The following is a 13262-nucleotide window of genomic DNA, read 5'->3' on the forward strand; positions in this document are numbered from 1 at the left end:
TAACCTCCTTTTGAACATCATTTATCAATTATTGCAAAGAACTGATCATGCTCGGCTAAGTTTAGCCACTTCTATTGATCTTACTAGTACAAGTTCATTTGCCTTTAATTCAGATCAAAAAGTTTTTCAAACTATAAAAAAGCGTTACAAGGTATTACAGAAATACGCTTTATCGCTTATTTTCGCCGATTTAGCGCTAACTTTAGCAAACGTGAATTTCACCTTACTGGCACTTTTTTTACATCCCACTACAATGCAAAAAAAGCAAGATTGGAATATACCAAATGAACGTGACACGCAGTTCGCTAAAAAATCCAGCGAGTGTAATTGTCATCTTGGTGTTGATTATTTTATTTGGGCTGTTAAGTATATTTAAACTGCCCATTCAGTTGACGCCAGATATCGAGCAACCACAGATCACGATTTTCTCAGGGTGGCGGCAGGCCGCCCCGGAAGAAATAGAATCAGTGATCATTGAACCGCTAGAAAATGCGGTAAAGAACACACCCGGCGCACTTGAAGTTAATACCAACATCAATCGCGGTAATGGTTCTATTACGCTGACATTTGCGGTGGGTGCGAATATGCAACAAGCGATGCTAGATGTGCTAACAAGCTTAAATCAAGCCCCACCGTTGCCACTTGATGCCTTAGACCCTGTGGTGTTCGCCGGCGGTAATAATGGTGAAGCGGCAGCCACTTTGCTGGTCACGCCCAAAGATTATCAGTCAAATAGCCTCGACTTTGATATGGCGCAGTTTCAAAAGCAAATCGACGAGTTTATTGAACCAAGACTTGCACGTATTCCCGGCGTGGCACGCGTCGATCTAGCAAGTGAGCGGCCAAAAGAGCTGCGTATTACTTTCGATCCGCACAAAGCCGCAGCGCTTGGTATTAGTTTAGATCAAATCAGTAATGTACTTGCGAGCTCTCGCGATACCTCTGGAGGTCTTGCCAACGTTGGACGTCGTCAATATACCGTGCGATTCACTGGCCAATACGACCTTTCCAGTATGGCTCAAATGCGTGTCGGCTATTCAGGAGACAGGCCAATCTACTTAGGTGATATCGCAAGTGTGGAACGCACCTTCTCAGACCGTTTGGGCATGAGTGGCCGTAATGGTAAACCAGCCTACTATATTCGGATCTCACGGGCCAACGAGGCAAATACCGTTGCCTTGCTTGATGAAATCAACCTTGCAATTGATGAATTAAACCAAGGGCCGCTGGCTGAGAATGGCTTATCGATTGAGCTCAGCTTTGATGCCTCCGTCCACATTCGTAATGCACTTTCTTTAGTAAAAAGTAATTTAGGCCTTGGGGTACTTTTATCTTGTTTAATTCTGTGGCTATTTTTTAGAGGCTTGAAAGCAACTTTGGTGATTGCAGCTACAATCCCCATTTCATTGATGGTCGCCTTTCTAGCACTTAATATCTTTGACCGCAGTCTTAATGTGATCTCGTTGGCGGGGTTGGCATTTGCAGTGGGCCTTGTACTAGACGCCGCAATCATAGTCCAAGAGAATATCTCACGCTTAAGAGCAGAAGGATTCGATAACAAAAAAGCCGCCTTAAAAGGCGCTGCACAAGTGACCGGAGCATTATTTGCTTCGACAACCACCAGCGTCGCCATCTTTTTACCTATTCTCTTTATGGCGGGTATTGAGGGACAACTATTCTCCGATTTAGCACTGACACTCTCGATTGCCGTTATTGCGTCAATGTTGTGTGCAATTACCCTTATTCCACTGGCAAACCATTTGTGGCCAGACTCTGAACTAAAACCAGATCCTTATCATCAATACTGGCAAAAACTCACCACCTTCATCATGAAATTGACCAATAATAGAGTAAAGCAACTTACTTGGATTGGCGTATTACTGGGTGGCTCGGTGATTGCAACCATGACCATGCTGCCAAAAACTGACTTTATGCCAAGAGCTCCCACCGATGGCTTTTTCTTTAACCTAGTGACACCACCTGGTGGCAACGTACAGTTTATGGAAGAAGAACTACTGCTGCGCGTGAAAAAACGCTTAATGCCCTATTACCAAGGCGAAAAAGAGCCAGGTATTAAAGACTTTAATTTCTATGCGTTTGGCTCTAATGCTGGCGGCTTTATCTATTCAGCCGACCCTCAACGTGTTGAAGAACTGATGAAAGTTGCCAGAGAAGAAATCTTCGTTGACCTTCCCGATACTCAAGTGTTTTTCTTTCGCGGCTCGATGATCCAAGTCGCCAATGGCGGCGATGGTCGCGATATCAATATTGACCTTACAGGTCCCAATATGGACGACTTAATCTCAGGTGCTCAAGTAGCTCTACAAGCAGTGCAAACCGCACTACCAGAGGCAACAGCTAGGCCTCAGCCGCGATTGGATATGGCAGAGCCAGAGCTTAGATTAACGCCTAACGATCGCAGGATCACCCAAGCGGGATTAACGCGTCGAGATGTATCTCAAGCGGTACAAGCTTATACCGGTGGATTATTCGTCAATGAGTATTTTGATGGTAATGAGCGCATGAACGTTATCCTTCGTGGTACCCCTTGGCAAAGCCCTGAGGAACTAAAAGCCTTACCTATCGTAACACCTCAGTCAGGAATTCAAACTCTCGGCGAGTTGGCAAATATAGAACGTACAGTTGGCCCGACGCAACTGCGGCGTGTCAACGGCCGTCGTACGGTCAGCATTGTTGTCACGCCTCCGGCTGATATGAGCCTGCAGCAGGTGCAAACCATCTTGAGTGAACAGGTAATGCCAAAAGTGCGAGCAAGCCTACCGGCCAATGCCGGTGCTATTTTGGCGGGGAATGCGCAAAAGATGAATTCCGCAATGGAAGAAATGGCGCTGAATTTTGTCCTCGCGCTGTTCATTTTGTTTTTGTTGATGACCGCGTTGTTTAAGTCCGCCAAAGACAGTGCCTTGGTATTATTAGTGATGCCACTGGCTATCGCAGGTGGCGTGCTGGCTCTGTATATCTTAAACCTCTTTACCTTCCAATCCTTAGATTTACTGACCATGATAGGCTTTATCATCTTGCTTGGGCTGGTCGTTAATAATGCCATTTTGCTGGTGGATCAGACTCGCGTTGCGATGGCATCAGGCATGAGCCGTGAGGCGTCGGTCAGACAAGCGGTGTTACTAAGAGCAAGACCCGTTTACTTAAGCACCTTGACCAGTCTGTTTGGCATGCTGCCACTAATGCTCATGCCAGGCGTAGGCTCAGAAATCTACCGCGGCCTTGCGACCGTCATCGTCGGTGGCATGGCTATCAGTGCTTTATTTACCCTAGTGTTGATGCCGAGTTTATTGCAACTTGGGCGGCAAACTCCGCCATCCGAAACAAACAAATCAACGGCCAAAGCCCCGCTCAGCCTAGTTGCCAATCAGTGAGTAGTGAGAACAGAATGAAAAACCCAATAAAACAGACACTTCAGGCCCTAGCACTGTGTGCTGGGATCGTTGCGCCACAAGCCGTCGCCGTCGTACCAGTCACAGTCGCTGAAGTGACAAAAGCCCCTCTCACGAGCGAAATTGAAGTTAGTGGCACACTTTATGGAAAAGACGACGTGACGCTGACCGCTGGGGTTAGTGGCCGTTTGTTGTACGTAGCAGAACCCGGTACCAGCGTAGCGAAAGACGAAATTTTAGTACGTATGGACACACTCCCACTGGAACTCGATAAGGTCCGTCAAGCCGAATTATTAAATCGAGCCAAGATCAATTTACGCTTATATCAACAAGAATTGACTCGATTAAAGAAGCTCGCAAAAACCAGCAGTGCGGCAGAGAGTCAAGTCGATGAAATGCAAAATAAACATGACCTAGCGCTGTCAGATATCGCCTTAGCGGAAGTCGAACTTAAGGTTATTGACGATAAGTTATCTCGCGCAACGGTCCGTGCACCATTTGATGGCGTTATCAGTGAACGTTTTAAGCGCGCGGGTCGAGAAATAAACCGCGCCGATGAACTGCTCACCATATTAGATATCCATCATCTTAAAGTTCGCTTATATGTGCCCGTTAAGTACTTAAAGTTCTTGCAAAAAGGCATCGAGCTGCCAATCCGCTCTGGTGACTTATCGCAGCCAGATAATACGTCAGCGAAAGTCACAGCGGTGATCCCCTCAACCGATCCGCGCTCACAAACCGTTGAAGTGCGTGCAACTCTCGCGGCAGATCAAGCCCATACGTGGGCGATTGGTCAATTAGTTGATGTGGCTGTGCCGCTCACCAGCAAACAACCCGTATTGCAGGTTGACCGGGATGCTTTGATACTACGCAAGCAAGGCACCCATATCGTCAAAATAGATAAGCAAAATAAAGCCGAACAAATTCCTGTCACCGTAGGCTATGGCAAAGGCCAATGGGTTGAAATTACTCCCCGCACCAGCGATATCTTACATGCCGGTGATAGAGTCGCCGTTCGCGGTGCTGAGCGCCTGCAAACAGGACAAGACGTCGAGGTGACAAACCCTTAATAGCAACCAGTTACTAGCCCAATGAGCTCACTCATGGACGAGCGGCTCATTTTTTAAAGGGAGCATTGTTTTCGCGAGTAGTTGAATTATCTCTTCACAGCTTTCCGCCTACCACTTTTAAGCTGCTTGGGTAAGGTCAACAAAAACTCCACGCCTTTGTCATCGGAATACGCCTTAATGCTTCCTTGAAGTACATGACTCACGCTATTAAATACAATGGTTAAGCCAAGGCCCAATTGTGAAGCGAGATTGGTACTAAAAAAAGGATTAAACACTTGCTCGGTATTATGATCTGGTAAGCCTCTGCCATTATCTTTATAACTCAGCTGCCATGTATCATCATATTCATTCACACGGATGGTGATAAGAGGTTGGTCTTCTACATGATTGTTGATAAAACCGTGTTGTACTGAGTTGTGCATAAATTCCTTCAATACCTCAAGCAAGATATTGGGGTAGGTTTGGACCTCTAGGCTATCGTTATTCAACATTAACTTAGCGTTTGGTGCTGTACGGATCAGCATTTCACGAATGTGCAAATTTAAAAAGTCTGATACCTCAATTGTTTTAAGCTCCGCACTACCAATTGAGGTATTAATTGCTTTAAATCTCTCGACTGCCGCATTTAGGCGATTGGCACTACGGTCAACAATATCTGATGCTACTAAAGCATCTCCGATAAAGTGATTAAGCTGACTAGGCAACAGGGTCTTTTGCTCAAATTTGTCTTGAACGTCACGTAGCGAACCATTTAGGGAAGAGTTTGCGGTGATCACTAGGCCTATTGGTGTATTGAGATGATGCGCCATCCCCGAAACCAACCCGGCTAGTGACGACATTTTCTCCGCTTCAACGAGCATTTCTTGCGTATTTGTTAGCTCTTCTAATGTAGCTCGTAACTTACCATTACGACGTCGAATTATTTGGATCACTAAGATAGTTGATATGGCATAAATCAGCATAAACACAATGATGCTCAGCAGCCATTTTTGTTGTGCGCTTGCCTCCGCTGCTTGAACCGCCTGCACTCTTTTAAGCGACTCTATTTCCAGCTCTTTTTCAACCATCTCAAGTTCGTAAGAAGCGCGAGATAACGTAATGTTACGCTGCTGAGCATAGATTTCTCGCTCGACTCGACTTAATTCCTGCGTTAAGACCAATGCTTGCTTACTATTCCCTTGTAACTCTGCAATTTTCGCAAGCACAGATAAGGCGCTTGCCTGTTTATTTTTGGTATTCGTTTGCTTAGTGGAATCAAGGACTTCTTCTGCGAGTAATTTAGCTTTAGCGATATCCCCCTGTTTGATATCCAACGCGATCAAATCTAGCTTAACGTCGTTGACGTCGCGGGTACTGCCAAGCCGTTGCAACGTCGTGATGGCTTTCTTGAAGTACGCAGAAGCAGCACTTAACTGGCCTCTGGCAAGCGCTATTTTTCCTCGGTAATGTGATGAATATGCTAGATGATAATCGGACTTGCTACTCTTTTGAATTTGCTGGGCTTTATCTATAAATTGTAACGCTTTATCGTATTCGTTTTTAGCAATATAGACCTTGGCAATATTGTTATAAAGTAATGATTGTGACAACTTATCATTATTTGAATTCAGAAATTGCAGATACTCTGTATAGTAATCCAGTGCAACATCGTACTGGCCAAGCAAAAAATAAACATCAGCAATATTACTTTTTGTTTGGTACACCATGGCCTCGCCTCTTTGCTCTGCGATCACCAGTGCATCCTTGTACTGCACCAAAGCGAGCTCATATAATCCCAGTTCAGAATAAATCCCCCCTGATAAATTGTAGTAAGCATAAATCAGCGACTTGTCCTGCGCGCCACTTATCAAGCGTTTGATTTCATTTGTCGTACGCATAGCCTCAGAAAGTTGATTCAGCTCCATTTGAAACCAGCCTTTGTAATTTAGGATTTTGATTTCCTGATCTGCGCTCAAGCGACTGGTATTTAGGGCTTGTTCTGTGAGTTGAATGGCGATTTTAGGATCGACTGTATATTGGTCCCTAATTTGCAGTCGAAGAGATTCAAAATCCTCTTTACTCAGCTCTGCTTGAACGTCAAACGTACACAAAAGCAGCAGAAACACTGCAAATTTAAACATAAATTCACCTTTACTAGTAATAAGGTAGCAATAATCACGGTAGTTTATTTTTATTTCAAATAAAAGAACAATCAGATCCGATCTGTTTATCTTTATTTCTTCATATGGAGCATATTTATCTTTGTAATCTTTCTTTTTGATCCGTCGCTAAACCAGTTAAACTAGCGCTATCTGAGAGTTAGGGGGTGTTATGAAACGAACCAAATTAGTGAATCAATTAACGGAATTACTGAAGCCATTTCAAATTAACGATTACTGTCCAAATGGTCTGCAAGTGGAAGGAACAGACGAAATCCAAAAAATCGTCACGGGTGTTACCGCAAGCCAAGCTCTAATTGATGCCGCTATTGAACGTGGTGCGGATGCTATTTTGGTTCACCACGGCTATTTTTGGAAAGGGGAAGATCAATGTGTCACCGGCATGAAAAAGCGCCGCTTACAAGCTCTACTTGCCAATGACATCAACTTAATCGCTTACCACCTTCCACTGGATGTTCATCCTGAACTCGGGAATAACGCACAGCTCGGTAAATTACTTGGGCTTGAATATGAAAGACCGCTTGAACCTTGGAATAAAAATAGCGTAGCGGTAAAAGGCAAATTAACGACGCCAATGACTGCTGTTGATTTTGCCGCTTTAGTTGAAGAGAAACTCGGTAGAAAGCCGCTCTTAAATGTTGCTGGCGATCATCCAATCAGCACCATCGCTTGGTGTACAGGTGGTGGGCAAAGCTTTATTGATCTCGCGGCAAGCCAAGGCATTGATGCCTACTTAACGGGTGAAGCATCAGAGCAAACCATTCATTCATCAAACGAACAAAAGATCCACTTTATCGCGGCGGGACATCATGCCACAGAGCGTTACGGCGCGAAGGCACTTGGTGAATATTTGGCTGCGCAATATGGTTTGGATGTTGAATTTATTGATATCGACAACCCGGTTTAATACCACTTTGCTTAATTAAGTGATCTCGCATATGGCTAGAAAAAAGCAGCAACAAAAACCGGCACCGACAGATAAAAACTTTGCTGAACTAACGCACAAGTTTAAAAACAATATCTATGGCACCAATAAAGGCAAAATCAGAGAAGCTGTGCTCAAGCGTGACTTAAGCGCACAAGTTGACTGGTTAACGCAATCAAATGGCAAACGCATATTAGATGTCGGCGGCGGACAAGGTCAATTGGCGCTCTATTTAGCATCGCTTGGCCACCATGTCACCGTGATTGATATTTCAGAAGAGATGCTTGAACTTGCCAAAACGCGCGCGGATGAAGCCGGACTGAGTGACCTACTTCATTTTATCCACGCCCCCCTGCAAGCGCTCGATACGCTGAACTTAGGACAATTCGACTTAGTATTGTGCCATGCGGTGCTTGAATGGCTGGTTGAGCAACAAAGTGCGCTTATGCGGCTAAAGTCGCAACTAAGCGAAACTGGCTTGCTTTCGCTAATGTATTTCAACCATGAGTCGCATCTGATGGCCAATATGGTGTACGGTAACTTCGACTATGTGCAAAAAGGCCTTAAGGTAAAACAAAAAGTAGGTCTCAGTCCCAATAAACCAATTAGCCAAACTGATATGGCAACTTGGCTTGATGAGGCAAAACTCAGCGTTATGCAAAAAACCGGTGTTCGCTGTTTTCATGACTACTTAAGGGAGTTGAGTAAGGCGGATGAAGATTTTGATGCCTTGCTCGCCTTAGAGCTTAAATACAATCGCCAAGAGCCCTATGCATCCTTAGGTCGTTATACCCACTTAATGTTAAAACAAGCGTAAGTACAGCACTGCTTACGCTTCTTCCCCTCTTAGGGTTAACACTTCAACGCCATCATCTGTTACCAACACCGTATGCTCCCACTGCGCCGATAGCTTTTTATCTCGGGTTACTACAGTCCACCCATCTTTTTTGGTTTTAATTTTTGCGCTTCCCTGATTGATCATCGGCTCAATGGTAAAGGCCATCCCCGGCTTTAACGTCATTCCGGTATTTGCTTTGCCATAGTGCAATACATTTGGCGCTTCATGCATTTCTCTACCTATCCCATGACCACAATACTCACGTACCACACTGTAACCGGCTTTTTCAGCCACTTGCTGTACAGCCGCACCGATATCCCCAAGTTTTGCTCCAGGTTTAACCATTTTTATCCCAGCCCACATCGCTTGATAAGTTGTTGCGACTAACTTTTTAGCCGGGAGTAATGCCTCTGGCATGACGTACATTTTGCTGGAGTCGCTGATAAAGCCACTTTTCTCAAGCGTAATATCGATATTCACAATATCCGAAGACTTTAAGATTTGCGATTTACTCGGCACACCATGGCACACCACCTCGTTTACAGAGCTATTGAGGACGAACTGATAACCATATTGACCAAGACTGGCAGGACGCGCTTTAAGCTCATCAACAATAAAGTTGTGCACTTTATCATTAATCTCTAGCGTAGAAAATCCGGGTTCAATCCAACTATCAATGTAGTCAAACACCTGCGTAAGCAATCGTCCACTTTCGCGCATCAATTGGATCTCATCAGCGGTTTTGAAGGTAATCTCTTGCATCTCAATTTCCTTTTGGCTGTTGTGACTTCACTCGCGTCATCTCTGCTGTAATGATCTCTGTAAACGTAAGCGTTGGATTACGCTCGGCAAGTCGACCAATTTTAATCCAAAATTCAGCCTGTGAATTGATTGAACGCGACATCACGGCGCTCGCTTCACGGATCTCATCGTGTAGTTCATCTGAAATTTTTACGATACCCACTTATATAAACCATATATATATCATATATACTTTATATAATAACGAAGTTGCGGAACAATGCAAAATCTAATGCTAGGGCCTGTTGACCTTTGCTTATTATTTTGAGGCAAAAAATGCACCACATCGGCGGTGCATTCCGTATTTGAAGCTTAAGTCACTCAAGCTTAGGTTGACTGACTAAAAGCTATAACGCATCCCTAATTGCCAATTGAACGGTTCGCCGTGCATTACATAGCCGTCCCAAGATGAAATACTGTTGTAGTAACTTTCATCTAGTAGATTGTTGAAGTTAAGCGACACACTAAGTTGTTCACTCACTTCATATCTTGCCATTAAATTAAGTAATGCACCGGAAGATTGTGCGATCTTGTACGCCTCGCTACCGCCGCCCGGCAATGGCCTTTGTGGTATTGCATAAAAGCTACCTTGCCAATTAATTCCAAGCCCCGCAGTAAAGCCGTCAACAAACTCGCTAAAGTCATAGGTGGTATACAGGTTGATCAGCTCTTTGGGCTGATCCGTTAACAGCTCTTTGCCATCTTTTGATTCAGTTTTGTGTTTTGACAGCCCTAAGCTGATATTCCACTGCTCATTGATAGAGCCCGTAAATTCAACTTCAAAGCCTTCTGTCGTATCGCCTTCACCGCGCTGAATATATGGCCTATTGCCCTGCGGAGTTAGATAGCTGTCTGGGTAGTTTGGATCAGCAATCGCAAGTCCATTTTCAACATTGCGATACACCGCCGCCGTAAAGTTCAGCGTGTCATCAAGTAACTCACCTTTTACCCCTAGCTCATAGCTTTCGCCTGTGCTTGGGTCGAGCATTTTATCATTAATATCAAAATAGGCTTGCGGCTGAAATGCTTCTGTGTAGCTTGCGTAAACACTATATTGTTCATTGATATCAACCACGACCCCGGCATAAGGGGTGACTTCTGTATCCACCTTTTCATGATAGCGGTTACGAAGAAACTTACCGTTGTTAGGATCATGAAGGTCAATATCGTACTCCCAATTGGTGATCCTAGCGCCAACAATAAGTTTAACATCATCATGCGGGTTAACACGCACGGCCACAAATCCACCATTAGAGTCTGTTACCGTCAAACTATCACGACCTAAATCTTTAAACGGATAGCGCGGCACGTCACCAGTCCAATCGTGAAAATTTAATCCTTCTAATGAAATCGTGGTTTGGTCTGCTTCATTACCAAATGACGTACGCTCTCGCTTGAATTGGTTGTAGCTAAAAATGACATCGTGCGTACGACCAAATAGCTCTACTGGGCCTTGGAGTGACAAGTCTATTGTCTTTTGTTCATCTTCGGAGCTACTTATTACAGCACTGTAACCGAATCCATTATCGCTGCTGCCATCTGGGTTGATAGGCCCATCAGGATAGACGAAAAACAGCTGCCCGCCTTGCATCTCAATGGTATTGTAAGTCGCGATGGCATGGAGTTGCCAATCGTTTTCAAACGCGTGATCAAGCCCAATAAAATAGGTGTATTCTTCGATTGGCCAGCTACTCCATTTTGCCGTCATCCCGGTGTCACCACGACGTCCCTGATAGCGACTACCATCAGCGTAAAAGTAAGGTTGAGAGTGGCTATTTATCGCCCCTTTTGAAGCAGTGTCAGCATATTCCACACCGAGTCGCAATAAGGTGTAATCGGTCAGATCAGTCTCAACGGTAGAATATATGGACGTCTTTTCCTGGCTATAACGCTCAATGTAAGAATCTCTTTCATAATGTGCAGCAACAAAGCGGCCACGAATACTACCTTCTTGGTTTAACCCGCTCGCCACATCCACCTCTGCGCGGTAATTATCCCAACTACCGGCCGAAACCGCCACACTGCCCTTAAATTCATCGCTTGTTGCACGTTTTCTTACTAAGTTTACGGTCGCAGTTGGGTCACCAACGCCAGTTAATAAACCATTTGCACCACGTACAATCTCCACGCGCTCATAAGCAACCGCATCCCCGTTTACATTCGGTCTTCGACCACCAGGGAACTGTTGCACACCGTCGATTTGGATTAAATTGACATCACCACCACGTACAGAAAAACGTGTCCTATCGAGACTGGCTCCACGCTTTGCATAAAAGCCCGTTGCATGTTCCAAGATCTCATCAATGTTAACCGTCTGCCAATCTTGCATCATTTGATTTGTGATAACGGTCACCGCTTGAGGCGTTTCACGCTGTGATAAAATCATTTTTAATGCCGCTTTGTTCGCAGATTCTGTGTAATTTTTTACACTCGTGCCAGTCACATAAATATGCTCAAGCTCTTGAGCCCTGCCATCACCCGCAGCATCGGCTGCTAGCGTATCATCGGCAACTTCCGCAGCATGTGCATTGCCATGTAGTGAAAACAGCACAAAAGTGGCGCAAAGAGAGAGTTTTAAAGAATGGTTTAGTGTACGTGGAGATGAAGAGCGCATCGTTTTTCCCTAAATTAACTTCATTTTGAAAACGATAGTGATTATCATTTATATTAACACTCCTTTCAAGTCCCTTTTTTAGTTATGTGAAGTTCTTATTAAATGTCATTCAAATGTGGCAGCAAATAAAACCTATTTAACTTTGCCGTTTACCTTTTGTTATTTACGCACGCTACCCAAAAAAAGTAGGGAACCCCCTACTTTTTCACCACAGGTAAAGACTCTGCCAGCCACTTATTCATATCACCTTCTAAGTGTTTCAAGGTGTAGCCTTTTGGCGCTAGTGCTTCAATAAATATGCCAGCCCTACGCCCTGAGCGGCAGTACACAACGAGTGGCGTGTCAGTCAGTTTAGTCAGCTCTTTCTGATGCGTTTCAACCTCGTTAAAAGGAATGTTTATTGCCCCTTTGATATGTCCTGCGGCAAACTCTTCAGGGCTTCGTACGTCCACTATGGTATAAGCGTCTGCAGACATTTGATTTACCATCAGCGCTTGCTGTGTGATCGTTTCCGACTGTGCGTAGCAAATACTGCTAACAAACCACATAAAACTAATAATCAGTTTTCTCATCTTCTTACCTCTTTTTAAACAATCTACCAAACAGAGTTTGCCATTTTTTGGCACCACTAACACTTATGTGTAACACCGCCATATTTTGATAGTCAATGTTATCCTACCTACGACGACGATGCCCGCAGCATTTCCAAACCCTCTTACAAAACCATTTTCATATCACAAGTTTTTTGCCCTGACTTTTAGCTTTAGGTGTTGGCTGAATGACTAAAGAATTGAGGCGATATTCCGATATAGTAAAAAACGGGGCTAACAAGGATAATGTTATGGAAATTCAAATGAAGCCACATCACTTTGCCGACACACTAAACGCAAACAACAAAACATCTACCGCCACAAGTCACTCGACTGAAGAAAAGGAAGAAAAATCAGCAAATGAAGCCATATTGACTGAGTTTATGGACAAAAAGGCAAAAAAATACAAAGACAACAACCCAAATTTTAAACAGCAATATGAAGCGCTAGAAGAATCAGAAGCCCTATTAAAGGATCAGGTAGAGCATTTACAGCAGCTTATTTCCGAATTGATGAAAGCGCCTTTACAACGAGCAATGAAAATCTCCGACGAGAGTGATATCGATACTCCTTCACAACACGACAACACGCTCAGATACGAGCATATTGGAGCCAAACAATATCGCGATAAAGAGACTGAAAAACAAATCGAGGTCTTAACCCATCAACTTGATGAGCTTAAAGCACAATATGCAGATGTAAAACAACAGATGATCCAGATGGTGCGAGACGAAATGACCAGACAACGCGATAAAAGATACGAAACCTAATATCAGTTGTTCATCACTATTTAACTTTTGTTCATTTAAGTATGGCTTTAGTCGCAGCTGGTGATTTTTTTTACTGAATTGC

At 44.2% G+C, this 13262-nt stretch carries 10 protein-coding genes; 5 read left to right on the plus strand and 5 right to left on the minus strand.

The features are described from left to right. Positions 1 to 284 precede the first annotated feature (284 nt). Together JJQ94_RS18515 and JJQ94_RS18520 are read left to right on the plus strand one after the other, a co-directional pair. Complete coding sequence (locus JJQ94_RS18515; RefSeq protein WP_099029418.1) at positions 285 to 3395, plus strand: efflux RND transporter permease subunit; 3111 nt, start codon at positions 285 to 287, stop codon at positions 3393 to 3395. Between the two features lie 14 nt (positions 3396 to 3409). Beyond that, positions 3410 to 4483 carry an efflux RND transporter periplasmic adaptor subunit gene (locus JJQ94_RS18520; protein ID WP_099029419.1) on the plus strand — a complete coding sequence of 358 codons (1074 nt, stop codon included), beginning with the start codon at positions 3410 to 3412 and terminating at the stop codon, positions 4481 to 4483. A gap of 86 nt (positions 4484 to 4569) precedes the next feature. Here the strand turns inward: JJQ94_RS18520 and JJQ94_RS18525 are convergent, their stop codons facing one another. Then, positions 4570 to 6603, minus strand: a complete 2034-nt coding sequence (locus tag JJQ94_RS18525) for a tetratricopeptide repeat-containing sensor histidine kinase (RefSeq protein ID WP_099029420.1) — start codon at positions 6601 to 6603, stop codon at positions 4570 to 4572. 190 nt (positions 6604 to 6793) lie between these two features. Between JJQ94_RS18525 and JJQ94_RS18530 the strand changes: the two genes are divergently transcribed. Beyond that, positions 6794 to 7549 (plus strand): Nif3-like dinuclear metal center hexameric protein, encoded by a 756-nt coding sequence (locus JJQ94_RS18530; RefSeq protein ID WP_099029421.1) that lies wholly within the window; start codon positions 6794 to 6796, stop codon positions 7547 to 7549. 31 nt (positions 7550 to 7580) lie between these two features. Continuing rightward, positions 7581 to 8384, plus strand: a complete 804-nt coding sequence (locus JJQ94_RS18535; RefSeq protein ID WP_099029422.1) for a methyltransferase domain-containing protein — start codon at positions 7581 to 7583, stop codon at positions 8382 to 8384. 12 nt (positions 8385 to 8396) lie between these two features. Here the strand turns inward: JJQ94_RS18535 and map are convergent, their stop codons facing one another. The 4 genes from map to JJQ94_RS18555 all read right to left on the minus strand — a co-directional run bounded on the left by map (position 8397) and on the right by JJQ94_RS18555 (position 12392). Next, positions 8397 to 9167, minus strand: a complete 771-nt coding sequence (map, locus tag JJQ94_RS18540; protein ID WP_099029423.1) for a type I methionyl aminopeptidase — start codon at positions 9165 to 9167, stop codon at positions 8397 to 8399. Position 9168: 1 nt separating this feature from the next. Further along, complete coding sequence (locus tag JJQ94_RS18545; protein ID WP_099029424.1) at positions 9169 to 9369, minus strand: ParD-like family protein; 201 nt, start codon at positions 9367 to 9369, stop codon at positions 9169 to 9171. A 177-nt stretch (positions 9370 to 9546) separates the two neighbouring features. Beyond that, a complete protein-coding gene (locus JJQ94_RS18550) occupies positions 9547 to 11820 on the minus strand; it encodes a TonB-dependent siderophore receptor (protein ID WP_099029425.1) in 2274 nt (757 codons plus the stop codon). Between the two features lie 197 nt (positions 11821 to 12017). Continuing rightward, positions 12018 to 12392: a rhodanese-like domain-containing protein gene (locus tag JJQ94_RS18555; protein ID WP_099029426.1), complete on the minus strand. Its 375-nt coding sequence runs from the start codon at positions 12390 to 12392 to the stop codon at positions 12018 to 12020. Positions 12393 to 12661: 269 nt separating this feature from the next. Here JJQ94_RS18555 and JJQ94_RS18560 point away from each other — a divergent pair, with 269 nt between their 5' ends. Beyond that, positions 12662 to 13180 (plus strand): hypothetical protein, encoded by a 519-nt coding sequence (locus tag JJQ94_RS18560; RefSeq protein ID WP_099029427.1) that lies wholly within the window; start codon positions 12662 to 12664, stop codon positions 13178 to 13180. Positions 13181 to 13262: the final 82 nt, after the last annotated feature.

Origin of the sequence: Pseudoalteromonas sp. GCY, from assembly GCF_016695175.1 — a bacterium.
In the GTDB taxonomy this organism is placed as follows: Bacteria; Pseudomonadota; Gammaproteobacteria; order Enterobacterales; family Alteromonadaceae; genus Pseudoalteromonas.

Excerpts from the sequence above, each read along its gene's own strand:
- JJQ94_RS18515 (WP_099029418.1), top strand. The coding sequence starts at position 285 with ATGAACGTGACACGCAGTTCGCTAAAAAATCCAGCGAGTGTAATTGTC.
- JJQ94_RS18520 (WP_099029419.1), top strand. The coding sequence starts at position 3,410 with ATGAAAAACCCAATAAAACAGACACTTCAGGCCCTAGCACTGTGTGCT.
- JJQ94_RS18525 (WP_099029420.1), bottom strand. The coding sequence starts at position 6,603 with ATGTTTAAATTTGCAGTGTTTCTGCTGCTTTTGTGTACGTTTGACGTT.
- JJQ94_RS18530 (WP_099029421.1), top strand. The coding sequence starts at position 6,794 with ATGAAACGAACCAAATTAGTGAATCAATTAACGGAATTACTGAAGCCA.
- JJQ94_RS18535 (WP_099029422.1), top strand. The coding sequence starts at position 7,581 with ATGGCTAGAAAAAAGCAGCAACAAAAACCGGCACCGACAGATAAAAAC.
- map (WP_099029423.1), bottom strand. The coding sequence starts at position 9,167 with ATGCAAGAGATTACCTTCAAAACCGCTGATGAGATCCAATTGATGCGC.
- JJQ94_RS18550 (WP_099029425.1), bottom strand. The coding sequence starts at position 11,820 with ATGCGCTCTTCATCTCCACGTACACTAAACCATTCTTTAAAACTCTCT.
- JJQ94_RS18555 (WP_099029426.1), bottom strand. The coding sequence starts at position 12,392 with ATGAGAAAACTGATTATTAGTTTTATGTGGTTTGTTAGCAGTATTTGC.
- JJQ94_RS18560 (WP_099029427.1), top strand. The coding sequence starts at position 12,662 with ATGGAAATTCAAATGAAGCCACATCACTTTGCCGACACACTAAACGCA.